The sequence below is a fragment of the Niallia sp. XMNu-256 genome (assembly GCF_036670015.1).
Taxonomy (GTDB): Bacteria; Bacillota; Bacilli; order Bacillales; family Cytobacillaceae; genus Bacillus_BD.
Genome location: NZ_CP137636.1, coordinates 3210046 through 3234773, shown reverse-complemented (window position 1 = coordinate 3234773; position 24728 = coordinate 3210046). Strand labels below are relative to the sequence as shown.

The 24728-nt window shown below is 38.8% G+C and carries 22 protein-coding genes and 1 other annotated feature (1 of these 23 running past the window's edge); of the genes, 19 read left to right on the top strand and 3 right to left on the bottom strand.

Annotated elements, in window-relative coordinates:
* Positions 1–21 precede the first annotated feature (21 nt).
* The 11 genes from nadA (at position 22) to yajC (ending at position 10410) form a co-directional block, all read left to right on the top strand.
* Entirely contained in the window at positions 22–1116 is a 1095-nt protein-coding gene (nadA, locus tag R4Z10_RS16480; RefSeq protein WP_338470380.1) for a quinolinate synthase NadA, read from the top strand.
* Between the two features lie 197 nt (positions 1117–1313).
* Positions 1314–3293 (top strand): SafA/ExsA family spore coat assembly protein, encoded by a 1980-nt coding sequence (gene safA / locus R4Z10_RS16475; protein ID WP_338470379.1) that lies wholly within the window; start codon positions 1314–1316, stop codon positions 3291–3293.
* Positions 3277–4254: a phosphotransferase gene (locus tag R4Z10_RS16470; RefSeq protein WP_338470378.1), complete on the top strand. Its 978-nt coding sequence runs from the start codon at positions 3277–3279 to the stop codon at positions 4252–4254. Before safA ends, R4Z10_RS16470 begins: the two co-directional genes overlap by 17 nt.
* A gap of 107 nt (positions 4255–4361) precedes the next feature.
* On the top strand, positions 4362–5060 hold the full coding sequence (locus R4Z10_RS16465) for a YhcN/YlaJ family sporulation lipoprotein (RefSeq protein WP_338470377.1): 699 nt from the start codon (positions 4362–4364) through the stop codon (positions 5058–5060).
* Positions 5061–5260: 200 nt separating this feature from the next.
* Positions 5261–5806: a BofC C-terminal domain-containing protein gene (locus R4Z10_RS16460; protein WP_338470376.1), complete on the top strand. Its 546-nt coding sequence runs from the start codon at positions 5261–5263 to the stop codon at positions 5804–5806.
* Positions 5807–5938: 132 nt separating this feature from the next.
* Complete coding sequence (gene ruvA, locus R4Z10_RS16455; RefSeq protein ID WP_338470375.1) at positions 5939–6550, top strand: Holliday junction branch migration protein RuvA; 612 nt, start codon at positions 5939–5941, stop codon at positions 6548–6550.
* A 23-nt stretch (positions 6551–6573) separates the two neighbouring features.
* Complete coding sequence (ruvB, locus tag R4Z10_RS16450; RefSeq protein WP_338470374.1) at positions 6574–7575, top strand: Holliday junction branch migration DNA helicase RuvB; 1002 nt, start codon at positions 6574–6576, stop codon at positions 7573–7575.
* Positions 7572–7778 (top strand): DUF2905 domain-containing protein, encoded by a 207-nt coding sequence (locus R4Z10_RS16445; protein WP_338470373.1) that lies wholly within the window; start codon positions 7572–7574, stop codon positions 7776–7778. The genes ruvB and R4Z10_RS16445 overlap by 4 nt, the downstream gene beginning before the upstream one ends.
* A gap of 24 nt (positions 7779–7802) precedes the next feature.
* On the top strand, positions 7803–8831 hold the full coding sequence (gene queA / locus R4Z10_RS16440) for a tRNA preQ1(34) S-adenosylmethionine ribosyltransferase-isomerase QueA (protein ID WP_338470372.1): 1029 nt from the start codon (positions 7803–7805) through the stop codon (positions 8829–8831).
* 158 nt (positions 8832–8989) lie between these two features.
* Complete coding sequence (gene tgt, locus R4Z10_RS16435; RefSeq protein WP_338470371.1) at positions 8990–10129, top strand: tRNA guanosine(34) transglycosylase Tgt; 1140 nt, start codon at positions 8990–8992, stop codon at positions 10127–10129.
* 11 nt (positions 10130–10140) lie between these two features.
* On the top strand, positions 10141–10410 hold the full coding sequence (gene yajC / locus R4Z10_RS16430) for a preprotein translocase subunit YajC (RefSeq protein ID WP_338470370.1): 270 nt from the start codon (positions 10141–10143) through the stop codon (positions 10408–10410).
* A gap of 38 nt (positions 10411–10448) precedes the next feature.
* Here yajC and R4Z10_RS16425 read toward each other — a convergent pair whose 3' ends face one another.
* Positions 10449–10838, bottom strand: a complete 390-nt coding sequence (locus R4Z10_RS16425) for a TIGR04086 family membrane protein (protein WP_338473263.1) — start codon at positions 10836–10838, stop codon at positions 10449–10451.
* A 139-nt stretch (positions 10839–10977) separates the two neighbouring features.
* Between R4Z10_RS16425 and R4Z10_RS16420 the strand changes: the two genes are divergently transcribed.
* Positions 10978–11619: a DUF421 domain-containing protein gene (locus R4Z10_RS16420; protein WP_338470369.1), complete on the top strand. Its 642-nt coding sequence runs from the start codon at positions 10978–10980 to the stop codon at positions 11617–11619.
* Positions 11620–11645: 26 nt separating this feature from the next.
* On the opposite strand, the gene spoVB is transcribed toward R4Z10_RS16420, so the two are convergent.
* On the bottom strand, positions 11646–13235 hold the full coding sequence (gene spoVB, locus R4Z10_RS16415; RefSeq protein WP_338470368.1) for a stage V sporulation protein B: 1590 nt from the start codon (positions 13233–13235) through the stop codon (positions 11646–11648).
* Between the two features lie 152 nt (positions 13236–13387).
* On the opposite strand from spoVB, the gene R4Z10_RS16410 reads away from it, so the two are divergent.
* The 6 genes from R4Z10_RS16410 (at position 13388) to dtd (ending at position 22853) form a co-directional block, all read left to right on the top strand.
* The gene (locus R4Z10_RS16410; RefSeq protein ID WP_338470367.1) at positions 13388–13684 is read left to right on the top strand and encodes a post-transcriptional regulator; all 297 of its coding nucleotides are present in this window, start codon (positions 13388–13390) and stop codon (positions 13682–13684) included.
* Positions 13685–13968: 284 nt separating this feature from the next.
* Positions 13969–16233 (top strand): protein translocase subunit SecDF, encoded by a 2265-nt coding sequence (gene secDF, locus R4Z10_RS16405; RefSeq protein WP_338470366.1) that lies wholly within the window; start codon positions 13969–13971, stop codon positions 16231–16233.
* 510 nt (positions 16234–16743) lie between these two features.
* Positions 16744–19113 carry a single-stranded-DNA-specific exonuclease RecJ gene (gene recJ, locus R4Z10_RS16400; RefSeq protein ID WP_338470365.1) on the top strand — a complete coding sequence of 790 codons (2370 nt, stop codon included), beginning with the start codon at positions 16744–16746 and terminating at the stop codon, positions 19111–19113.
* Positions 19104–19616 carry an adenine phosphoribosyltransferase gene (locus tag R4Z10_RS16395; RefSeq protein WP_338470364.1) on the top strand — a complete coding sequence of 171 codons (513 nt, stop codon included), beginning with the start codon at positions 19104–19106 and terminating at the stop codon, positions 19614–19616. Before recJ ends, R4Z10_RS16395 begins: the two co-directional genes overlap by 10 nt.
* A gap of 590 nt (positions 19617–20206) precedes the next feature.
* The gene (locus tag R4Z10_RS16390) at positions 20207–22399 is read left to right on the top strand and encodes a bifunctional (p)ppGpp synthetase/guanosine-3',5'-bis(diphosphate) 3'-pyrophosphohydrolase (protein WP_338470363.1); all 2193 of its coding nucleotides are present in this window, start codon (positions 20207–20209) and stop codon (positions 22397–22399) included.
* Between the two features lie 13 nt (positions 22400–22412).
* Positions 22413–22853, top strand: a complete 441-nt coding sequence (dtd, locus tag R4Z10_RS16385) for a D-aminoacyl-tRNA deacylase (RefSeq protein WP_338470362.1) — start codon at positions 22413–22415, stop codon at positions 22851–22853.
* A 65-nt stretch (positions 22854–22918) separates the two neighbouring features.
* Here the strand turns inward: dtd and R4Z10_RS16380 are convergent, their stop codons facing one another.
* Positions 22919–24085 carry an N-acetylmuramoyl-L-alanine amidase gene (locus tag R4Z10_RS16380; protein WP_338470361.1) on the bottom strand — a complete coding sequence of 389 codons (1167 nt, stop codon included), beginning with the start codon at positions 24083–24085 and terminating at the stop codon, positions 22919–22921.
* A 226-nt stretch (positions 24086–24311) separates the two neighbouring features.
* On the opposite strand from R4Z10_RS16380, the gene R4Z10_RS16375 reads away from it, so the two are divergent.
* Positions 24312–24488, top strand: coding sequence for a hypothetical protein (locus R4Z10_RS16375; RefSeq protein ID WP_338470360.1), 177 nt, complete (start codon positions 24312–24314; stop codon positions 24486–24488).
* A gap of 87 nt (positions 24489–24575) precedes the next feature.
* Positions 24576–24728: a binding site (T-box leader), on the top strand (it continues 86 nt past the right edge of the window).

Genomic DNA, 24728 nt, shown 5'->3' with positions numbered 1-24728 from the left:
AGAATAAAAGGGGTAGGAATCATGAGTATTTTACAAACAATGACAAATGGAATTCCAGAAACTTATAAGCAAATGTCTACAGAAGAGCTAGAAACACGCGTTAGAGATGTAAAAGCAAGACTAGGCAGTCGTTTATTTATTCCAGGTCATCATTATCAAAAAGATGAAGTCATTAAGTTTGCGGATGCAAAAGGGGATTCATTGGTACTTGCGCAGTTATCCGCTCAAAATAAATCCGCTGAATACATTGCTTTTTGCGGCGTTCATTTTATGGCGGAAACAGCGGATATATTAACAACAGAAGAGCAGAGTGTCTATTTACCAGATATGCGGGCCGGTTGTTCTATGGCCGACATGGCTGACATCCATCAGACTGAGCGAGCTTGGGAAATATTAATGGAAACATTTGGAGACACAATCTTGCCTTTAACCTATGTCAATTCAACAGCAGCGATTAAAGCCTTTGTTGGAGAGCATGGCGGGGCAACAGTTACATCGTCAAATGCAGAAAAAATGGTTTCTTGGGCTTTCCAACAAAAAGAGCGAATTTTATTTTTACCAGATCAGCATTTAGGTCGGAACACGGCCTTTAATTTAGGTGTACCTCTCGATCAGATGGCCATTTGGGATCCAATTCAAAATAAATTGGTTCATGAGGGATCAATTGAGGACATTAAAGTTATTTTATGGAAGGGACATTGCTCCGTTCATGAAAACTTTACGGTTGCTAATGTTCAGTCGGTAAGGGAGAAATATCCTGAAATGACGATTATCGTTCATCCAGAATGCTCTCATGAGGTTGTTTCGTTAAGTGATATGGCAGGATCGACAAATTATATTATAAATGCGATTGAAAATGCCGAACCAGGATCCTCGTGGGCAATTGGAACAGAGCAAAATTTGGTGAACCGAATTATTGGGGAGCATTCAGATAAACATATTGTTTCTTTAAATCCGTATATGTGTTCTTGCTTAACGATGAATCGGATTGATCTTCCACATTTAGCTTGGAGCTTAGAGTCTATAGAAAAGGGCGAAACTCATAATATCATCAAAGTGGATCAAGAAATTGCTCAAAAGGCAAAACTTGCTTTAGACCGGATGCTACAATCATAAATAAACTCGTTTTTCCTTTTTTTAAAATGATTAATAAACCTTAATGCCAGCGCCATGTGATGGGGCTGGCTTATTTTTTGGAGCTTGTCTTCAACATAATTCATCCCACCCACGCATAAGTTGTTATGTAAAAAGAATAGCATTTTGCCTATCACGACATAGAATGTATGGACTTATGCACAGGAGGGGAAATCAGAGTGAAAATCCATATCGTACAAAAAGGGGATACTCTTTGGAAGATCGCCAAGAAGTACGGCGTGAATTTTGAAGAGCTGAAAAAATTAAATTCACAGCTCAGTAATCCTGATATGATTATGCCCGGTATGAAAATTAAAGTCCCAACATCTGGTGGAAATATAAAGAAAGAAACACAAGCAGGGACTGGTGGAGCAAATATCAATATCGGTTCAAAAAAAGAAGCGCCTATTAAAGAACATCCATTTACAAAAGAAAAGCCCATGGTAGAATTGCCCACAGAAATGCCAAATAAGGTTGCACCAAACAACATACCACCAAATACCGTAGCACCAATAAAAGAAGTACCAATAAAAGAAGTACCAAAAAAGGTATTACCGAAAAAAGAGGTACCAAAGAAAGAAGCACCAATTGTTAAGGAATCACCTAAAGTCAAAGAGATTCCAAAAACTATAGCTCCAATTGTTGAGAAAAAGCCAAAAGAGAAACCGAAAAAGCCATATATACCTAAAGTCCCACAGCCAATTATTCCTGAAATTGACATCAATAACTACTATATTACGAATATGGCCAATATGAATATTCAAGAACCAGCAGCAGTTCCACCGCCATTACCGCCAACACCGGAAAATGTACTTCCAAATATAGAACCGATTGTTGAGGCAGAATCACCGATGGAAGCACCAAAGTTAGAAATACCTAAAGTAGAAAAAACAAAGATTCCGGAACCGCTGAAAATGGATTTTGACTTTCAAAAAGCACCAATGACAAAAACACCAGATGTGGGAGGTCAACATATGTACCCGAAAATGCCAATGCCACAGGTAAGTCCGATATTTAACCCGTGTGCACCCGTGTTCAATCCATGCCATGATCCATGTTATCCAGGGCCACAGGCAATGCCATACCCACATGGTGCATTTATGCCGCAAGCCCCATACCCACAAGTTCAAGGAGCCTATGGGCCTGGTCAAGGATTGCCATACCCAGAAGTTCAGGGGGCATTTATGCCGCCGGCACAGGGAATGCCATATCCTGAAGTTCAAGGGGCAAATATGCCGCCATTACAAGGATCGCCATACCCAGAAGTTCAGGGTTCATTTATGCCACCAGCACAAGGAATGCCATTTCCTGAAGCTCAAGGGGCAAATATGCCGCCATTACAAGGATCGCCATACCCAGAAGTTCAGGGTTCATTTATGCCACCAGCACAAGGAATGCCATTTCCTGAAGTCCAAGGGGCAAATATGCCGCCATTACAAGGATCGCCATATCCAGAAGTTCAAGGAGCCTTTATGCCTCCACAAACAGCGCCCTATTCATCAGCAGATGGCACATACTTACCATCTAATTTAATGCCAGGTGTTGCAGGTGAGGGGAACTTAGAAGAATCATCACCGTTTTATGGGTTTCAACCAACGGTCTTAGGGGAACAGGACATTCCAGAGCCCTATTATGGGACACCTGTTAATTCACCATATCCACAGCATCTAGAACAAGTAAACCCACAAGTTCAAGGTGCAAGTATGGGAGGAAAACAGCCATCTTTTCCACCGCCAATGAATATGGGGGCACCTGTAGGTTTTCCGCCATATCAGCAAAAGAAAAATGATTGCGGCTGTGGCGGTCCAAAGACTCCGCAATTTGGAGGGTATGGAATGCAACCTGGATACGGAATGCCGATGCCAATGCCGATGCCGACACAAGGTTATGGTTTTGACGGAGGGTTTCTTCCAAATCCACAAGGCTATCCTTTTGAAGGAAGTTTTGGACCGGGTCCACAAGGCTATGGCACAGTACCGCCAGGTTATCAGGGAGGTTTTGGCCCAACACAGCCATTTTCACCAGAATTTGGGTATAGAGGAGGACCAGGACCTGCTCAACCATTTATTCCTGGCGGAGGAGAGCCAGGCTACGCTCCAGGGTTCGGCTATCCAACAACATCTGGACAACGGGATGAAAGCAATGAATCGATTGAATAATGTTGGAGGAGACGAACTTGCTAATCGTCTCCTTTCCTATTTAAAAAAATGTTTACCTACTCCGGTTGAGCAATTCAAACATATAAGAAAGCATGTTTATTATGTAAAATTCCTAAATAGATCTCCTTTTATTTTAAAAGGTTTTTCTTCAAGAAGGAGTTTTTTAATTCAAGATGCTTTTACCTCCTCTTTAAAAAGAAGTCTTTTTCCTTTTACGTATGAGTTGTACAGGGATTTGCCGAATTTTCAGTTTCAAAAAAAATATTATGGCTGTCTTGAATACATTGAACCGAGTCAGCGGTCCTTTGATTATCAGAACCGAGAAAATCGACAAGAGGGACTCGTCTTATTAGAGAAATTTCATCATTCATCAGAAAAAATAGTAGAAAGTTACAGACGAGTTTTACCTACCTACGATTTACAAGACAAGTGGGTTGATCGCTTTCAATTCTTTATTAAAAATTTAGAAGCCCTTTCACGTTTCATACCAAAAGAAGTTACAACTGAACTCATTTCATGGGCCGAGTGGTCACTTGCTGGAATTCACAGGGAAAAGGATGCTTTGTTCCAACATCCCTTAGTGATCTTACATGGGGATGTAGCCCATCATAACTTTATTAAAACAGTAAAGGGGGAGTTGTTTCTAATTGATTTTGATCTCATTAGTGTTGGACCGCTTGTCTCCGATTATTTACAATATGCCAATCGAATTCTCCCCTTTTTGAACTGGTCGCTTCATTCTTTAGCTACATACAAACCAATGCATCGTTATGTCCAGGAAAGGTTATTTTTGTATGCACTTGTTTTTCCAACCGATATTTTTCGGGAGTGGAATCGACTCATTAAGGATAAGACCTTTCATGATTCCCATAAAGTTCATTCGGTTTTCCAATTAACGATGAACCAATTTGAAAAAAGACGTAACTTTATTCGTGACATACAGAGAACAGTTAAATGCTGATGAAAATGGAGGCAACTGTCAGGATGAAATAGTTTCACTCTCCATACCCTAAACTTGAGCATAGTAGATATGCTCGTGGGATATTGATACAGAGAGGTGGAACTATGTTGCAACAACATAAGAAAACATGGATGCTTTGTACGTTGCTTAGTATTGGACTTGTAGGTTGTGGTACAAACGATGAAGCGGCAAATAATGGATTGAGACAAGAAAACGATCCGATGAAAATCGGTTATCATTCCAATGAGAGCCATGATCGAAATGGTGGAAATGTAACGATTTTAGATGGCAATGATAATGATGGTCCAATGACTGAAATGTTAGATCATTCATTAGGGGAAGAACGCAATACAAAAGGGAATGATCCTCGTCAAGGTGCGAATATCCCATCTAATTATAACGAGCCATTAATGGGTACAAGTGATCGCAATTACCATGGTCATTTATCGACACGGCAAATCCCTGCTGGACAAAAAACATACAATCGAGAAAATCAAGGAAATCAAAGTGTTCAAATCACAAAAAGAGTCAATGAAGTCAATAACGTGAAAGAAGCTCAAACGATTATAAGTGATGAAACCATTGTCATTGGTGTTCTTCTAGAAAAAAAAGAAAAGGCCGATGAAACAAAGAAAAACGTACAGGATACTATTCAACCTTACTCAAAGGGAAAACAAGTGACGGTTCTTACAAATGAGAGTCAGTTCAATCGTATAAAAGTGATTAACAATGATTTAAAAAACGGTGGGCCAAGGGATGACCTACAACAAGAAATAAATAACATTGTTAATACAAATCATGAATAACCTTTTTAGCGGAGCTGATCTTTCAAGCTCCGTTTTTTGAGGAAAAATGATTATCAATTTTTAAATTTTTTGTATTCAAATTTTTAAATATATAGTTAGTTTTTCATTTAAAAATAGGATAATCGAATAAAGAAATGGTCACAATAGAAATGTAATATAACAGATTTTGTCCTTTTACTTAAAGAGCGAGGTGATCGTCTATGCAAACGAAACAGTTCTATTATAGCAATATCCGTTTATTACTAGTATGGGTCCTTGTTTTAGTGGGTTTTCTGTTTGGACTTCAAAATCATGCGTTTGCGGAAACAGAGTCTAACGAGGAAAAGCGTCAGCCGTTTACCGTTGAAGTGATCCTAAAATGTCTATATATGGATGGAGAAATCAGTGAAGAGACGGTCACAGAAACCATTTACTCAATGGAGAACTTTTGGGCTAAATATGATGATTGGCAATATATTGGGATGGAAAATAATAAAATGGTATTTCAAAAAAGAGCTGACGATATTTCCCCTTTATTAAAATCAAATGGATATTTTGGGGTAACAGATGATGGAATCTTATCGATCTTTAATGGTAAACCCTATAAATCTCATATCATTCAATCTTTCTTTCAAATCGATGTAGGTAAACTAGAAAGCACGAAAAGAGAAGAATTAAAGAATGGGATACCGGTTAAAACAAAAGATCGTTATGTAGAAGTATTAGAAACATATAAAAACTACTCAAAAGAGAAACAAGCAAATTAAAGAACCGAATTTCGGTTCTTTTTGTTTGTGCAATTTTATTCAAATAGTTTTCATAAAAGCTAAACTAATGTATCATAAAATGATGTATCATAAAATGTTGGACAGCGATTTTTTTAGAGGAGAGAAGAAATATTGTACGAGTTTGTTAAAGGAAAGGTTCAATATATTCATCCTGAGTACATTGTTATTGAAAATAATGGAATTGGTTATCAAATTATCACACCAAATCCGTTTTCTTATACGAAGGATTTTGGGCAAGAAACCACGATTTACACATATACTTATGTACGTGAAGATATCCTTGCTTTATATGGTTTTGGGTCCCGAGAGGAAAAGTTGCTCTTTACGAAACTACTAAGTGTGACAGGAATCGGGCCCAAAGGTGCGCTAGCGATTTTGGCATCAGGTGAACCTAGTCAAGTTGTACAAGCAATCGAGAATGAAGATGAGGCATTTTTAATTAAATTTCCAGGGGTTGGGAAGAAAACAGCGAGACAAATGATTCTTGATTTAAAAGGGAAGCTTCCTGATATCCTGCCTGATTATTTCCCAAATCTATTGAATTCCGATCAACATGAAGCTGTGGAGGCTAAACATGAAGGATTTGAAGAGGCTATTCTCGCCTTGCTTGCTCTAGGTTACTCGGAAAGAGAAATTAAAAAGATATCGCCAAAATTAAAAGTAGAAAACTTAACAACAGATGAGTATATTCGAAAAGGATTGCAGCTGCTTCTTAAAACATAATTGGTTCGTCTGGGGGTGATTATATGGAAGAAAGAATTATTTCAAGTGAAGCGGGTCAAGAGGATCTTTCTTTTGAAACGAGTCTTCGTCCAACCAATTTAAAACAATACATTGGTCAAGATCAAGTAAAGGAAAATCTGACTGTTTTTATTGAAGCAGCCAAACTTCGCAGCGAAACCCTTGATCATGTCCTCTTGTATGGGCCGCCAGGGCTTGGGAAAACGACGCTTGCGGTGATTATTGCCAATGAAATGGGAGTGAGCATTCGAACCACATCAGGCCCTGCCATTGAACGGCCAGGTGATTTAGCGGCGATATTAACAGCCTTAGAGCCTGGGGATGTCCTGTTTATTGATGAAATCCACCGCCTGCCTCGAGCCATTGAAGAGGTACTTTATCCTGCTATGGAGGATTTTTGCCTTGATATTGTGATTGGCAAAGGGGTAGAGGCACGTTCTGTTAGGCTTGATTTACCACCTTTTACGTTAGTTGGAGCAACAACAAGAGCAGGTTCCTTATCAGCTCCATTGCGGGATCGTTTTGGTGTACATGCTCGCTTAGAGTATTACACAAACGATCAGTTGCAGGAGATTGTGATTCGGACTGCTGAAGTGTTGCAAACTGAAATTACCCCAGGGGCTGCTGCTGAAATTGCCCGTCGCTCCAGAGGAACCCCGCGAATTGCCAATCGCTTGTTAAAACGAGTCCGTGATTTTGCACAAGTCCTTGGAAATGGGGAAATAGAAGAGGAAATGGCTCAGAAATCATTGGAACAACTTCAAGTTGACCGTTTAGGCTTAGACCATATTGACCATAAATTATTAAGAGGGATGATCGAGAAATTTCGCGGTGGTCCAGTTGGACTTGAAGCGATTGCCGCATCCATTGGTGAAGAAGCACTCACCATTGAAGATGTATATGAGCCTTATCTACTACAAATTGGATTTCTGCAACGCACTCCAAGAGGCAGGCTTGTAACCCATCTCGCATATCAGCATTTAGGTTTGGAGGTGCCAGGTGTATGACTGGAATCGGAAAAATGTTGATGCTCCTAGGTGTTGTAGTCTTTATAATCGGCTTACTCATGCAATTCATCCAAATTGGCAAACTACCAGGAGACATTGTATTTAAAAAGGGGAATACAACCTTTTATTTTCCGATTGTGACCTCGATTATATTAAGCGTCGTGCTTTCATTATTTTTTTATTTTATCGGGAAATTTCGTTAAACAGACAGAAAAAAGGTGACAAGTGTGAAAGTAGATTTATTTGATTTTGTTTTACCAGAAGAACTAATTGCACAAACCCCATTAGAAGATCGAACAAGCAGTCGGCTAATGGTGCTAAATAAACAAACAGGAGACATTGAACACTCTTCTTTTAAAAACATTTTAACGTATTTAAAAAAGGGAGATTGTATTGTTCTCAATGATACGAAAGTCTTGCCTGCTCGCCTTTTTGGTATAAAAGAGGAAACCGGAGCGAAAGTTGAAGTTCTGTTGCTTACGAGAAAAGAAGGCGATACATGGGAAACGTTAGTCAAGCCGGCAAAACGAATTAAAAAGGGTATGAAGATTGTATTCGGGGAAGGGTTGCTAACAGCCGTTTGTATAGAGGAACTTGATCATGGCGGCCGTATTTTAGAATTCCAATATGACGGGATTTTTTATGAAATTCTTGAAGAGCTCGGTGAGATGCCTCTGCCTCCATATATTAAAGAGCAATTAGATGAAAATGACCGCTATCAAACCGTATATGCACGGGAGAGGGGCTCAGCTGCAGCTCCAACCGCAGGCTTGCATTTTACAGAGGGCTTGCTTGATGAAATCAAACAAGCTGGAATTCATATTGCTTTTATTACTCTTCATGTCGGCCTTGGTACTTTTAGGCCGGTTAGTGTTGAGAATATTGATGAGCATGATATGCATTCAGAATTCTATCAAATGACAGAGGAAACAGCACAAGTATTGAACCAAGTTCGCCAAGAAGGGGGTCGCATTATTTCAGTAGGAACGACCTCCACACGGACATTAGAAACCATCGCTACAGCCGGTGAGGGAAAGTTCAGAGCGGCAAGTGGTTGGACGAATATTTTTATTTATCCTGGCTACGAGTTTCAAGCGATCGATGGTTTAATTACAAACTTTCACCTTCCAAAGTCCACATTAATTATGCTTGTAAGTTCTCTGGCAGGAAGAGAGAATGTATTGCATGCATATAACACAGCAGTACAAGAACGATATCGCTTCTTTAGTTTTGGAGATGCAATGTTGATTATCTAACTTAATATGAATAGTGGATCTAGCTTCAGTGCCTAGCCCCTCTCAAGGTCATAAGCCAACCGTCAAGAAGGTGAGTCTATAATCTACTTGCTGGTTTGCCTTATACTTGTCGGGGCATATCAGGCGCTTGTGCTTTTACTTTTAGAAAGGAGTCTCTTATGGCTGCAATTACATATGAATTAATTAAAACATGTAAACAAACAGGCGCACGCTTAGGTCGTGTTCATACTCCTCATGGCTCATTTGAAACACCTATTTTTATGCCTGTAGGGACATTAGCAACAGTCAAAACAATGTCACCTGAAGAGTTAAAGGAAATGGGTGCAAAGATTATTTTAAGCAATACATATCATTTGTGGTTACGACCAGGACATGATATTGTAAAAGAGGCTGGCGGTTTACATCAATTTATGAACTGGGATCGTCCCATTTTAACTGATTCTGGAGGATTCCAAGTATTCAGTTTAAGCAAATTTCGTAAAATTCAGGAGGAAGGGGTTCATTTCCGGAATCATTTGAACGGAGACAAACTATTCCTATCACCTGAAAAAGCAATGGAAATCCAAAATGACCTTGGATCAGATATTATGATGGCCTTTGATGAATGCCCACCATATCCGGCAGAATACGACTATATGAAGAAATCAGTCGAAAGAACTTCACGTTGGGCAGAACGTTGCCTAAAGGCGCACGGAAGACCAGAGGATCAAGGACTATTTGGAATTGTTCAAGGCGGAGAGTATGAGGCGTTGCGGAAGCAGAGTGCTGAGGACTTAATTTCTCTTGATTTTCCAGGTTATGCGATCGGTGGTTTATCTGTTGGTGAGCCAAAGGACGTTATGAATCGCGTGTTGGAGTTTACCTCACCATTACTTCCAGCGAATAAGCCACGCTACTTAATGGGAGTAGGTTCCCCAGATTCCTTGATTGACGGAGCGATTCGGGGGATTGATATGTTTGATTGTGTCTTACCGACCCGGATTGCCAGAAATGGAACACTAATGACATCAAACGGAAGACTAGTTGTCAAAAACGCAAAATATGCAAAAGATTTCGGGCCGATTGATGAGCACTGTGATTGCTATACTTGCCGGAATTACAGTCGTGCCTATATCCGACATTTAATCCGTTGTGATGAAACTTTTGGAATTCGATTAACATCTTATCATAACCTACATTTTCTGATAAAATTAATGGAACAAGTCAGACAGGCGATTCGCGAAGATCGTTTGGGAGACTTTAGAGAAGAGTTCTTCGAAAAATATGGCTTTAACGAGCCAAATGCTAAAAACTTTTAAGGAGGAGTAGTATGGAAGGTTTATTAGGAACAGTAGGTCCCATTCTTTTAATGTTTGTATTGTTTTATTTTCTATTAATTCGTCCACAGCAAAAAAGACAAAAAGCTGTTGCGAACATGCAAAGCAATTTGCAAAAGGGAGATAAAGTCGTGACAATTGGTGGCCTGCATGGAATTGTTGATGCTGTTGATGAAGGGAAAATCGTTATTAAATGTGGCGATGGAAGCCGACTTACATATGATAAATCAGCGGTACGTGAAGTAGTAGATTCTCAAAATTAAACAAAGGACAGGAGGCGGAAGTACCAGCCTCCTGTTTTTTAGTTTGTTCTTGATTTATCACTCATATTGACGCCCAAAATTGCACCCATCATACAAATTAAAATATAACAAATATAATAAATGATTTGTTCAATGGAGAAAAGGCTTTCAAGACCTAAGAATTGGTATAAAAAAATAATGATTGTATAAATGACTCCTGTTAATCCACCTAACAACCAGCCCTTTTGTTTTCCTTTTCCCCCGGCAATAAAACCGCCAATAAATAAAGAAACAAACGAAATCGCTGTAATAACGTATTGAACAGATGATTCTTGCAAAGATGTAAACCTCAAAATAAACGCAAAAATGAGACTACTGATGATTGCAAAAATAAAAATCGTCATTGTCCCATATAAAACAGCACTCCCTAGTTTTTTTGACTCTTCGATAGCAAACCTCTCCCTTCAGATCGTCTTTGTACATGCTTATTCGGCTAGTCTCAAAGATAGAAGCATTACTTTCTTTTCATCATAAAATTAATGACTCTGCACACAATAAAGTTGATTATCTGAAGGGAGTAAACTAAAAATGGATAGTCTTTTTTCGATGTTATGGCGTACTGTTCTAATGTATTTAATTATACTTATTGTTTTTCGTCTTATGGGAAAAAGAGATATCGGTGAATTGAGTGTATTTGATTTAGTTGTAAATATTATGCTTGCTGAATTAGCCGTCATGGCGATTGAAGATACGAACACAATGACAATTCAATATATTGTGGCAATTTTGGCATTAATGATCATTCAAATTTCAACAGCACGAATGTCTTTAAAAAGTAAGAAGTTTAGAGATTTAATCGATGGATCTCCAAGCGTTATTATTAATCATGGTCAAATTGATGAACATGCCATGCGGAAGCAGCGCTATAATTTTGATGACCTCCTTCAGCAACTACGTGAGAAGGGTGTACGGAATATTGCTGACGTAGAATTTGCCATTCTAGAACCCTCTGGAAAATTATCTGTTTTGAAAAAGGAAGCAAAAGGTAAAGGTTTGTCGCTGCCTCTTATTATTGACGGTGTTATTCAAAATGATCATTTAAACCGAATTCAAAAGTCGGAGGATTGGCTGTTACAAAAACTAAAGGAAAAAGGATATAAAAATATAAGTGATATTTCTTTCTGCAGCTATCAGGACAGAGAGTTTTATATTGATACAAAAAATTTATAGAAACGATAAAGCGATGACTCATTTCGTCATCGCTTTATCGTTGAATTGGGCTGCCCTAGGAGGGAAAGTTTTGCTAGAGTTGGACCAATCCATGGAATCCGGTTTAATTCGTCTTGTTTCAACAAACCTAACAGGAGCACAAGAATGAGATAGACGATACTAACGGATAGGGATACATTAATAACTTTCAGGGCTAAAGACTGACTAGCGGGAAGGATTCCAAATAGCCAATGACCGAACAGGCTAGAAGCAACGATTACAAAAATCGTTTTAATATAATCACGAACATAAAAGGAAAAGGATATGGATTTAATAATTGTTGCAAAGTGAAGGAAGGTCACTAAAATAAACCCGACTAATAATCCCATTGCTACTCCATTAATTCCAAAGGTTGGTTGACTTGCTAAAAGAAAAATGACAGCCGTTTTCACAACCGCACCAATTAAACTATTAATCATGGCTGCTCTTGCTAAATTTAGCGCTTGCAACGTTGCTTGCAGTGGAGCTTGGCAATAATATAAAAGGAAGAAAGGGGCCATTAATTTAATAAAGCCAGAACCGCTTGCTGACCCATACATCACTTGCATAAGAGGTTCTGCAAGAATGTATAAAACAATCATAGCTAGTCCACCAGAAATAAATACAAATCTAAGTGCTTGCTGAAGCCGATACTCCACTAACCTCATATTATTTTGTGAATTGGCCTCACTAATCGCTGGAACGAGTGAGGTTGATAATGAATGGGTTACAAAAGATGGGAGCATAAGTAATGGTAAGGCAAATCCTGTTAGTGCTCCATACTGTTTTGTCGCAACTGTTGTTGCAACACCAGCTAGTGCCAGAGCGTGTGCCACAACAATCGGTTCAAAAAACCAAGAGATTGATCCAATCATCCTGCTGCCAGTAGTTGGTAGAGCAATCCCCATTAGCTCCTGAAACGTACTTTTACCGGACTTAACAGAAGTAAAAAAGTGCTTTCTAATTCGAAACCGCTTTTTTAGTTTAAATGTGGTAACTAAGTACAGAAGGGATGCTAATTCCCCAATTACAGCTGAAAACATGGCGGCTGCCGCTGCATATTCGATTCCATAAGGTAAAAAGGTCTTTGTTAAAAACGCAATTAAAGCAATTCGAACGACTTGTTCAATTAATTGAGATAAAGCAGCCGGTTTCATATTTTGTTTCCCTTGGAAATAACCCCTTAGAACGGATGAAATGGCAATAATCGGTACGACCGGTGCAATTGCGAGTAGTGGGTATAATGTTCTTTTGTCCGTAAAAAGGGTCTCTGCTAAAAGCGGGGCTAATAAGAATAAGAGTGGTGTAAAAATGGCCGAAAGTGTTAGTGTTGTTGCTAACGATACCACTAAAATCTTCTTGACCTTTCCTCTATCCCCAACCGCCTCAGCTTCAGCGACATTTTTCGAAATCGCAACAGGCAGTCCCAATTGGGTGATTGTAATGGCTAGAATAAAAGTCGGGACAGCCATCATATAGAGGCCAACGCCTTCTTCACCAATAAAACGGGCGATAACTATGCGGTTGATAAAGCCTAGTACTCTTGTGATCAGCCCTGCGGCTAATAAAATCATCGTCCCTCTTAAAAACTTAGACACCTGCATTCCCTGCCTTCTCAAAAAAGGTAAAATAATATACAATTATCTATATGCTTGCAGGTGGACAAAGCATGCCTATGAATTTAACTTCCTTTAGCAATGATCTTTGTACCGAAAGCTTGCAACAATTTGATTAAAGGGGAGGGGCTAATATGGAGATTAGCCGTAATGATGTTGACTTTTATGAAAAGATCAGACCGGTGTTGCAGAGCAAGGTTGAGGAATTTATTTTATTAGGATATGATTCTGTTACTGAACAGGATATCTGGGATTACCTAGTAAATAAAAAGTGGAAAAAAGATAAGGTTGACCTGATGTTATTTGAGGTTGTTCAAGAGATTTTTTCGCTAAAAATTGGCGATTTTATGAATTACACGACAGTAGAAGCTTTAAAAGAGTCTAGTTTTACTTTGGAAAATGAAGAAGATCGATTAGAATTACTTAAGTAGTTAACTTAATTCATCAGAATCCTCCACTTACGTATTGGTGAGAAAAGGCATTTACGAAAGTACATTTGGAATTTTAATGATGGATGAATTAAGTTAAAGCCTCCGGCAGTGCCTTTGATTTTCTAGGGGTTATTTTCTGCGTCCTAACTGGCAGTAAGTTCACTGCAACTAGTTACTTAGAAGTAACTGAATTGGAAATGGGCGCTTTGAAGCGTGATAAAAATCCGGGGCGCAAATTCGGAGCGAATTTGATTGTTTTCAGCACTAAGGAGGAAATTTACATAATGGTAAAACGAAGCAGGATAATAGCCTTTGTCATTTTTATTGTCGTCATGGGAGCTGTGATGGGAACAACGACAAAGGATATTGTCAATAATATTAAGCTTGGCCTTGATTTACAGGGTGGTTTTGAGGTCCTGTATGAGGTGAAGCCAGCTAAAGACGATCAAGTGATTGATCAAAAGGCACTGGTTGCTACAGCAGAAGCATTGGATCGCCGGATTAATGTGCTCGGGGTCAGTGAGCCGAACATTCAAATTGAAGGGAATGATCGGATTCGCGTCCAGTTAGCAGGCGTTGAAGATCAAAATCAGGCGAGGGAAATCCTATCTACAGAAGCCAACCTGACCTTCCGCGATGCTAATGATCGCATGATGATGGACGGTACAGACCTGGCAGAAGGCGGAGCCCAGCAAACATTTGATGAGAATGGCCGGCCCATCGTTTCACTTAAATTAAAGAGTGCTGAAAAATTTAAAAAGGTGACCGAGGAAATCGTAGGGATGGCACCAAATAATTATCTGGTAATTTGGTTAGATTTCGAGGAAGGAACAGACTCATTCCAATCCGAAATCACGAAACCAGATCCTAAATTTATCTCTGCACCAACGGTTAATGAAATCTTTAACCAAGATAGTGTTAGCATTGTGGGGAATTTTACAGTTGAAGAGGCAAAAAGTTTAGCAGATATTCTAAATGCAGGGGCATTGCCTGTCCAGCTTGATGAAATTTACTCAACATCGGTTGGTGCCCAATTTGGGGAACATGCGATGCAGGAAACGGTCTTTGCTGGATTACTTGGTATTGCTGCTGTCTTCCTCTTTATGATTTTTTATTATCGTTTACCAGGTTTTATTGCAACGATCACTTTAACAGTGTATTTATTTTTAACGTTAACGATTTTTGATTGGATGAATGTTGTTTTAACACTTCCAGGGATTGCGGCATTTATCCTTGGAGTTGGTACAGCAGTAGATGCAAACATTATTACCGCTGAGAGAATAAGAGAAGAAATTAGAGTTGGGAAATCAATTAAATCTGCCTTTAAGGCAGGAAATACAAACTCGTTTTCTACGGTGACCGACGCCAATCTTACGCTTCTTTTAGCAGCAGCCGTCCTATTTTACTTCGGGACAAGCTCGGTAAAAGGGTTTGCAACGAGTTTAATTATTGGTACATTAGGAAGTTTTATCACAAATGTTTATTTATCTAGATGGTTATTAAGCTTATTTGTTAACAGCGGTTACTTTGATCATCGACCTGGTTGGTTTGGCGTGAAAAAGTCCGCGATTCATGATTTAAAAGAAAATGTGGATACATTAGATTTAACTACTAAATTTGATCGCTTTGATTTTGTTACAAAACGAAAAAGGTATTTTGGAATCTTTGGTGTTTTATTTGTTGTAGGGATTATTGTCCTCCTGATGTTTAAGTTAAATCTCTCGATTGATTTTACGCAAGGAACGCGGATTGAGATTTTAGCAGACCAGGCGATAACGTCTGAAATGGTATCACAGGATTTGGAGGAACTGGATATTACAACGGATGATATTGTGATTTCTGGAGATGGGCAAAACATTGGTGTGGCCCGGACATCTGATGTACTCTCACAAGAAGAGATTTCTAACTTAAAAGCCGAGCTTAAAGATGCCTATGGCTCTGAGCCAAATGTTAGTTCAGTAACGCCTATGGTTGGAAAAGAGATCGCTAAAAATGCGGTCGTTGCCTTATTGATTACATGTCTTGGTTTGATTGTATTCGTTTCGTTCCGATTTGAATGGCGGATGGCTGTTCCGGCGGTTATTGCATTGTTATTTGCAGCTTATATCATCATTCCATTTTTCAGTATCACTCGCTTAGAGGTTGATTTAACCTTTATTGCAGCTTTGTTAACGGTTGTGGGTTATTCGATCAATGATACGATCGTAACTTTTGACCGAATTAGGGAAAATATGAAGCGACGAAGGAAGATCAAACAAGCTGAAGAAATTGTCGATATAGCTAATACAAGTGTTCGGCAAACATTAGGTAGATCAGTAAATACAGTGTTAATGGTTACATTAACGGTAGTTGCACTAATGATTTTTGGAAGCGAGTCGATTCGCTCGTTCTCGGTTGCTCTAACGGTAGGATTAGTTGTTGGTACCCTTTCTTCTATCTTTATTGCGACACCGCTATGGGTCGTAATGAAACAAAAAGAACTGAAAAAGAAAGGCGTTCTAATTACCTTTAAAGAGAAGCCCGTTAAGACCGATGAACCGGTCGTATAAGTTATGGAGGACTGCAGAATTTTTTCTGCAGTCCTTTTGGTGATATAAAGATGGGCAAATAGAGCATGATAACAGCAAAAATAGGAGGAAGTTTTGAAAAATGCTGCTATCCGTCCCATTGATAGCAGCAAACCTCCAAGTAAAATCGCAAAATAGCTTTTATGGTCTATCGATAGCAGCAAATCCCTGTGGAAATTCCAAAAGTTGCCTCTATCTGTTCATTGATAGCAGCAAACCTCCAGGTAAAATCGCAAAATTGCTGATATCGTCCTATCGATAACAGCAAAGCCCCCGTGGAAATTCCCAAAATTGCCTTTATCGTCCTATCGATAGCAGTAAACCCCACCAGAAATCCCCAAAGTTGCCTCCATCCCAACATCTTCACCAGTAAAACACCAGCAAATCACACAATTGCTGTTATCAGAAATTAAACTCAATACTATTTTCCATATATCTTCATTGAATCGCCTTCACCTCTTTTGTATAATAAAAGTACTGAGGGGTGAACGTATGTTACAGTCAAGAACACGTTGGATTGTTCGACCGTCAAATAATGAAAAGATAATGGGATTAGCAGATCAAATAGGAATATCGCCATTAGTTGCTTCGCTACTTGTTAATAGAGGATTAGAAAATCCTGCTCAGGCAAGGGCTTTTTTATTTAATGAAGAACAAGAATTCCATGATCCCTTTTTACTGAAAGACATGGATAAAGCTGTTCAAAGGGTTCAGGAAGCAATTACAGCTGGAGAACCGATTCTGATTTTCGGAGATTATGATGCCGATGGGGTTACAAGCACAACGGTTATGATGAAAACATTACAGGAACTTGGGGCAAATGTTGATTTTTACATACCGAATCGTTTTACTGAGGGCTATGGTCCGAACGAAGGGGCGTTCAGGTATGCGCATGAAAATGGAGTCAAACTGATTATTACCGTTGATACCGGGATCGCCGCTCTACAGCCAGCACAAGTGGCAAAAGAGCTTGGGATGGATTTAATCATAACAGATCACCACGAACCGGGACCAGAACTGCCAGAGGCTTTAGCGATTCTGCACCCTAAATTAGAGAATAGCGCATATCCATTCACAGAGCTGGCGGGAGTCGGGGTCGCTTTGAAATTCTCTCATGCGTTGCTTGGCAGAGTAACAGACGATTTACTACAGTTTGCTGCCATTGGAACGGTAGCTGATCTAGTTCCGCTTAAAGCTGAAAATCGATTAATTGTTCAAAAGGGAATAATACAACTAAGGAAAAGTCAAAACCCTGGCATAAAGGCATTACTAAAAGCAGCAAAAGTAGATCAAGCACAGATTAACGAAGAAACGATTGGCTTTACACTAGGGCCTCGAATTAACGCAGTCGGAAGGCTTGATGATGCATCCCCTGCTGTTTATCTATTATTAGAAGAAGATGCTCTCCAAGCGGAAATATTGGCAGAAGACATTGAGCAGCTAAATATTGACCGGAAAGAGATCGTGAACCAAATTACAGAAGAAGCGATCAGATTAGTGGAAGAGCATTATCCACTTACCGAAAATAAATGTATCGTTGTAGGGAAGGAAAACTGGAACGCTGGAGTCATCGGAATTGTTGCATCAAAGCTTGTTGAAAGATATTATCGTCCAACGATTGTTTTAAGCTATGATGTAGAAAAGGGACTTGCGAAAGGATCAGCAAGAAGTATTGATGGTTTTGATTTATTTAAAAATCTATCAACCTGTCGAGATATTTTACCCCATTTCGGCGGACATACAATGGCTGCGGGAATGACATTAAATATTGCCGATGTTGATCAGTTTAGAAACCGATTGAACACACTTGCTAACGAACAACTTTTAGAAGAAGAATTAACTCCGGTTAGTTATATTGATTCAGAAGTAAGCATTGAAGATATTAGCATTGACGTAGTTGAGGAAATGAATCGTTTAGCCCCTTATGGGACAGAAAATCCAAAGCCAAAGGTTCTTATTAAAGATGCACCAATAGCTAATATAAGAAAAATAGGCTCAGAGAAAAATCATTTAAAATTAACATTGGATCACGGGGGGATGAGCTTAGACGGAGTTGGATTTGGATTAGGAGATGTCTTTGATCAGGTTTCCCCGATGTCCAAGTTATCTGTGATCGGTGAATTGTCGATTAACGAGTGGAATAATCAACGAAAACCACAAATATTTTTGCAAGATTTAGCAGTATTATCATGGCAGTTATTTGATTATCGCGGTGGGAAAAAAATTACCCCTTTAGCTGCTACATTACCAATTGAAAGCACAAAATGGATTGTTTTTGATTCGAATTTGCATGCAAGACTTGCAAGATCATTACAGAATTCAGATGTAATATGGGTATCTTCTGAAGCGGAGGCATTACAAATAGATCTAGACCATTGTCATGTCATTTTAGTTGACTTTCCTCCTTCAAAAAATCTATTAATTCAATTGTTGTCTGGAAAAAAAGTTGCGAGGATTTACGCCCATTTTTATAAGGCACAAAGTGATTTCTTCTCAACCATTCCAACAAGAGACCATTTTAAATGGTTTTATGCCTTTTTAGCAAAAAAAGGTCCATTTGAATTGCAAAAATATAGTAGTATGCTAGCTAAACAACGTGGATGGACGAAGGAAACAGTCGACTTTATGGCAAAGGTGTTTTTAGACCTAAATTTTGTTACAATGGAAAATGGACTGATTACCTTAAATAGAAATGCAAATAAGCATGATTTATCGGATTCAATCACATATAAGCAGAAACAGGAAGCCTTAATGTTAGAGAAAGAATTAATATATTCATCTTATGAGCAATTAAAAAGTTGGTTTGATGCACTGCTTCACACAACGGTTCATCATGAGGAGGAAGTTAAGGAATGGATTTAACTCAGTATATTGAGATTGTTAAGGATTATCCGAAGCCAGGCATAAGCTTTAAGGATATTACTCCATTAATGAATAATGGAGAGGCTTATAAATATGCGACTGACCAAATTGTTGAATATGCTAAGGAGAAAGAAATCGAATTGGTTGTTGGACCAGAAGCCCGTGGTTTTATTATTGGATGTCCTGTTGCTTATTCACTTGGAGTAGGGTTTGCCCCTGTCCGTAAAGAAGGTAAACTTCCTCGTGAAACCGTTAAAGTGAGTTACGGGCTTGAATATGGAAAAGATGTCCTTACGATTCATAAGGACGCTATAAAGCCGGGCCAAAGAGTTTTAATTACGGATGATTTGTTAGCTACTGGCGGGACAATCGATGCGACCATTCAATTGGTTGAAAGCTTAGGTGGAGTCGTAGCTGGAATCGCTTTTCTAGTCGAATTAAGCGAATTAGAGGGAAGAAAAAAATTAAAAGGACATGATATGTTGACATTAATGACCTTTTAGGGATGGGAGCGCTTACAATAGAGCGCTCTTTTCGTATCTTTCATGAAATGTTATCGGACTTAACGGGAAGTCTTACCTAAGATTCTAAGTACAACAATCAGATAATGAGAACTCCTCGTAAAGCTCCGAAATTTGAATACAAACTAAATACGCCTATGGCAATGTCTGTGTGAAGGGCACTTTGTGGCCTAAAGCTTCCTCAGTGGAGGGATGAAAGAAAACCAACACTGAGGAAAAGAGCACTGTATCATAAACTTTTCCTTTTAATAATAATGTCGAAAAATAGAATGAATTTCTTTACAACTTGTCGGTTTTTAATGATAATAAATACAATCATTTGTTTTTTTATAAGCGGAATATAGTTTAACTTTCTGCAGCAAACCTCACCCATTTCTATAAGTGGTGGGATGTACGTCATTTTTTTCAATCCAGTGCAGGTTCCACATCTGGGGATGATAGAAGTTAAAGCCTCTAGCAGATGCCACAGCCTTTTAAAGGAAAGAGTATTTGAGCGAGCTCAGGTATAATCTGACGCAATTTCGTGGAGGCAAAATGGATTAGCCTAAAAAATTTAATTAAAAGGTGATTATATGGCGAATGATCAAGTATTAACCGCCGAACAAGTCATCGATCGTACGAGTAAATATTTAAATGATGGGGATGTCGACTTTATTAAGAAAGCTTACGAATATGCGAGACATTCTCATCGTTTTCAATATAGAAAATCCGGTGAGCCGTATATCATTCATCCGATTCAAGTAGCAGGTATTTTAGCAGATCTTGAAATGGATCCTTATACGGTTGCGGCTGGTTTTTTACATGACGTTGTTGAAGATACAGAAGCTACATTACAAGATATTAAAGAAATCTTTAACGATGAAGTGGCCATGCTCGTGGACGGTGTTACAAAACTCGGCAAAATTAAATACAAGTCTCATGAAGAACAGCAGGCAGAAAATCATCGAAAAATGTTTGTAGCAATGGCCCAAGATATTCGTGTAATTATGATAAAGCTTGCTGATAGACTTCATAATATGCGAACCTTAAAGCATCTACCAGCGGAAAAACAACGTCGAATTGCAAATGAAACTTTGGAAATTTTTGCACCACTTGCTAATCGCCTTGGGATTTCAGCAATTAAATGGGAACTGGAAGATACATCCTTACGTTATTTAAATCCACAGCAGTATTATCGAATTGTGAATTTAATGAAACGAAAGCGAGCAGAGCGTGAAGAGTATTTAGATGGTGTTATTCAAGAATTGAAGAAGCAAATGAATGATGTTGGGATTCAGGCTGAATTATCCGGTCGACCTAAGCACATTTATAGCATCTATCGAAAAATGGTTCAACAAAATAAGCAATTCAATGAAATCTATGATTTACTTGCGGTAAGAATAATTGTTAACTCAATTAAAGATTGCTATGCTGTCTTAGGGATTATTCATACATGCTGGAAGCCGATGCCAGGTAGATTCAAAGATTACATCGCCATGCCTAAACCAAATATGTATCAATCTCTTCATACGACAGTGATCGGTCCAAAAGGTGATCCCCTTGAAGTTCAAATCCGAACAAAAGAAATGCATCGAATTGCAGAATATGGGGTTGCTGCTCACTGGGCATACAAAGAGGGGAAGCCCGTTCATGAAGGGTCATTTGAGGAGAAGCTCTCATGGTTTCGTGAAATCCTTGAATTTGAAGAAGACATTGTGAATGCGGAAGAGTTCATGGAGTCATTAAAGGTTGATCTCTTCTCCGATATGGTTTTTGTTTTTACGCCAAAAGGGGATGTGATCGAGCTTCCGGCTGGATCCGTACCCATTGATTTTGCTTACCGAATTCACTCTGAAATAGGAAACAAAACGATTGGTGCCAAAGTAAACGGGAAAATGGTTCCCCTTGATTATAAATTAAAAACAGGGGATATCTTGGAAATACTTACTTCTAAGCATTCGTATGGCCCAAGCCAAGACTGGCTAAAGCTGGCACAAACATCCCAGGCAAAAAATAAAATCAGGGCCTTTTTCAAGAAACAAATGCGTGAAGAGAACGTAGTAAAGGGCCGCGAACAAGTAGAAAAAGAAATTAAAGGAATGGAATTTGATTTAAAAGAAATCCTGACTCCTGATAATATAAAGCGTGTAGTTGAAAAGTTTAATTTTGCTAATGAAGATGACATGTATGCAGCTGTTGGTTATAACGGTGTAACTGCCCTTCAAGTCGCCAACCGTTTAACGGAAAAGTGGCGGAAGAAACGTGATCAAGAACAAGTTGCCAATATAACCAATGCAGTTGCAGAGTTAAAAACAATGCCACAAAAGCGGAAACGTGAGTCTGGTGTTCGTGTCGAAGGAATTGATAATCTACTTATTCGACTTTCCCGTTGTTGTAATCCAGTACCGGGTGATGATATTGTTGGTTTTATTACAAAAGGTAGAGGGGTATCGGTCCATCGAAAGGACTGCCCAAACATTGTAACAGATGATGCAAAAGAAAGATTAATCCCTGTTGAGTGGGAAACAGGTCTAAATGATCGTAAAGAATATAACGTAGAAATTGAGATTACAGGATTTGACCGTAGAGGATTGCTGAATGAAGTACTTCAAGCAGTTAATGAATCAAAAACAGATATTTCGGCTGTGTCAGGAAAAACCGATCGCAATAAAATAACGACCATTACGATGACAATTTCGATATTAAATGTTAGTCATTTACAGAAGGTCGTTGATCGTATCAAACAAATTCCTGATTTATATGCCGTTCGAAGAGTGATGAGTTAAGGTGATGAGATAAATGCGTATTGTTGTTCAAAGGAGTAAAAAAGCGAGTGTTACTGTAAATGATCAAGTCGTCGGTGAGATCGACAAGGGACTTGTTTTATTAGTTGGGGTTACCCATGATGACACTGAAGAGGATGCTGCTTTTCTAGCGGATAAAATTGTTAATTTACGAATATTTGAGGATGAGAATGAGAAGATGAATCATTCCTTACTTGACGTCGGAGGCAGTATCCTTTCAGTCTCGCAGTTTACTTTATATGGAGATTGTCGTAAAGGCAGAAGACCCAATTTTATGGGGGCAGCAAAGCCGGAACAAGCCCGAAATCTCTATGATACCTTTAATAAACTGTTAAGAGAAAAGAATGTACATGTAGAAACAGGTGAATTTGGGGCAATGATGGATGTTTCCCTAATTAATGATGGTCCTGTTACCTTAATTATAGAGAGTAAATAAAAAAACGAGCAGACCGTTTGTGGTCATGCTCGTTTTTTTAAAAATAGGGATTTAACAGGGATGAATTAGTATTGATTTTTAAAATACCGTGCAAGCCCTTCGTATATGCCAGTCGTTGCTAACGTTTGATATTGCTCACTTGTCACAAGCAGTTCTTCACTCGGATTACTTAAGAAACCAAGTTCAACAAGAACCGCATTTTGACTGTTCTCACGAATCACATAATAATCCCCTTTACGAACACCCCGATTATGAATATTCGTTTTATCAATAACAGAGGAGTGAATATTAACGGCTAACTCCCTTTGCCATGGATGATAAAAGAAGGTTGTTGCTCCTTCTGAACCTTCGTTAGGAAAACTATCATAATGAATCGAGATAAAGGCATCCGCATCAAAACGAGCGGAAGCAGATACACGTGAAGGCAAAGAAATATATTGATCTCGATAACGAGTTAAAATGACCTTAGCACCAGCAGATCGAAGTTTATTATATAACCGAGTCGCTGTCTCGATCGTAATATTCTTCTCTAATGTACCACCAAAACCTGTTGTACCATGATCTTTTCCACCGTGTCCGGGATCAATGACAATCTTTTTATCCTTTAAATAAGCCTCAAGTTCAGTTTTCTCGGTATACTTGTGTTCTACTGAATGAACATATTCGCGTTCTTCTGAATCAACCTTTTTTACTCCAGATTCCTTTTCTGTTACTAGCCATTCTGCCACATACCCGGTTTTTCCGTTTCCAAGTTTAACCTGGTACCAATCATTTTTCACATCCGTAACCTCAAATGCATCCCCTTTGTTTGCTCTTACCAAAATATTAGATAGAGTATTTGGGTTTTTGCGGATGTTGGTCCCGTTATGGGTAATGAACACTCTTTTACCAGTGAAATGGCTTTGGCCATGATCATTATTACTTAATGATTCGTATTCATCCTCAACTTTATTATTATCCACTTCTTCTTTTACAAAGACGAGATAATCGGCAACCCAACCTTCTTTTCCAGTAGGTAACAAGATTTGAATCCATTCACCTTCTTTTTTTACAGAAGGATATTGTTCACCCTTATAAATGGTTGTGACATAGTCATGTTGCAAGCTTGGCCCACTTCGTACCGTTAAATTCTCCGTATTAACGGTAACCGTTGCACCAGTTGCTTCAACCTTTTGGTCTGGAAAGAAGAATGGGATGGAAAGGATGATTAGCAAAGCTGTTATGTATTTCATGTTTCTAAGTGGTTCCAGTTTCTCTCCCTCCTTTTCTGATCAGAAAATCTGATAACGGCTGCGCTGGACAAAAAAATCCCTTAGACTAATTCTACTTTGATTAGGAGGATTCCTTCTTGTTCTATGTTTTTTCATCTTTTTAAAATAAAATTTATGAAGAGAACTCTGTAAATAAGGACAAACTAATAGAGAGACGATGAATAGAATAGTTATAGGAGGAAGAAATATGCGCCATGGAGATAAAGGGAATTCAGCATTTCTCGGAGAAAATCAATTGTCTGGTTTGGATTTTCGCGATAGCATTCAAAAAGAGCAGTCCTCTACATCGGTAGAGGCAGCATCTGAATTTGGCTTTGCTAATCAAGATATAAAAAGGCTTAAGAGACGACTAGAGCGAAATTAATTGTACAGGTATTGACAAAATTCGTTAGGATTCGTATGATGTTTAAATGAAGTGAGATTTATTAAAATATAAAATGTACATAAATAACTATAGCTGTTGAAGAAGAAAAGTAGTTTAGTTCCAGGTGGATAGAGAGGAAACATCGTAGGCTGCAAGTGTTTCTCCATCATGTCTAAATGAAGAACACTTCGGAGGCTTCTCTCTGAACATGAAGAGACTTTCATCAATAGGAGAAGGACG

Bases quoted from the DNA above. Each gene is read 5' to 3' on its own strand.
- nadA (WP_338470380.1), top strand. From the start codon at position 22: ATGAGTATTTTACAAACAATGACAAATGGAATTCCAGAAACTTATAAG.
- R4Z10_RS16470 (WP_338470378.1), top strand. From the start codon at position 3,277: ATGAATCGATTGAATAATGTTGGAGGAGACGAACTTGCTAATCGTCTC.
- R4Z10_RS16460 (WP_338470376.1), top strand. From the start codon at position 5,261: ATGCAAACGAAACAGTTCTATTATAGCAATATCCGTTTATTACTAGTA.
- ruvB (WP_338470374.1), top strand. From the start codon at position 6,574: ATGGAAGAAAGAATTATTTCAAGTGAAGCGGGTCAAGAGGATCTTTCT.
- R4Z10_RS16445 (WP_338470373.1), top strand. From the start codon at position 7,572: ATGACTGGAATCGGAAAAATGTTGATGCTCCTAGGTGTTGTAGTCTTT.
- tgt (WP_338470371.1), top strand. From the start codon at position 8,990: ATGGCTGCAATTACATATGAATTAATTAAAACATGTAAACAAACAGGC.
- yajC (WP_338470370.1), top strand. From the start codon at position 10,141: ATGGAAGGTTTATTAGGAACAGTAGGTCCCATTCTTTTAATGTTTGTA.
- R4Z10_RS16420 (WP_338470369.1), top strand. From the start codon at position 10,978: ATGGATAGTCTTTTTTCGATGTTATGGCGTACTGTTCTAATGTATTTA.
- R4Z10_RS16410 (WP_338470367.1), top strand. From the start codon at position 13,388: ATGGAGATTAGCCGTAATGATGTTGACTTTTATGAAAAGATCAGACCG.
- secDF (WP_338470366.1), top strand. From the start codon at position 13,969: ATGGTAAAACGAAGCAGGATAATAGCCTTTGTCATTTTTATTGTCGTC.
- recJ (WP_338470365.1), top strand. From the start codon at position 16,744: ATGTTACAGTCAAGAACACGTTGGATTGTTCGACCGTCAAATAATGAA.
- R4Z10_RS16395 (WP_338470364.1), top strand. From the start codon at position 19,104: ATGGATTTAACTCAGTATATTGAGATTGTTAAGGATTATCCGAAGCCA.
- R4Z10_RS16390 (WP_338470363.1), top strand. From the start codon at position 20,207: ATGGCGAATGATCAAGTATTAACCGCCGAACAAGTCATCGATCGTACG.
- dtd (WP_338470362.1), top strand. From the start codon at position 22,413: ATGCGTATTGTTGTTCAAAGGAGTAAAAAAGCGAGTGTTACTGTAAAT.
- R4Z10_RS16380 (WP_338470361.1), bottom strand. From the start codon at position 24,085: ATGAAATACATAACAGCTTTGCTAATCATCCTTTCCATCCCATTCTTC.
- R4Z10_RS16375 (WP_338470360.1), top strand. From the start codon at position 24,312: ATGCGCCATGGAGATAAAGGGAATTCAGCATTTCTCGGAGAAAATCAA.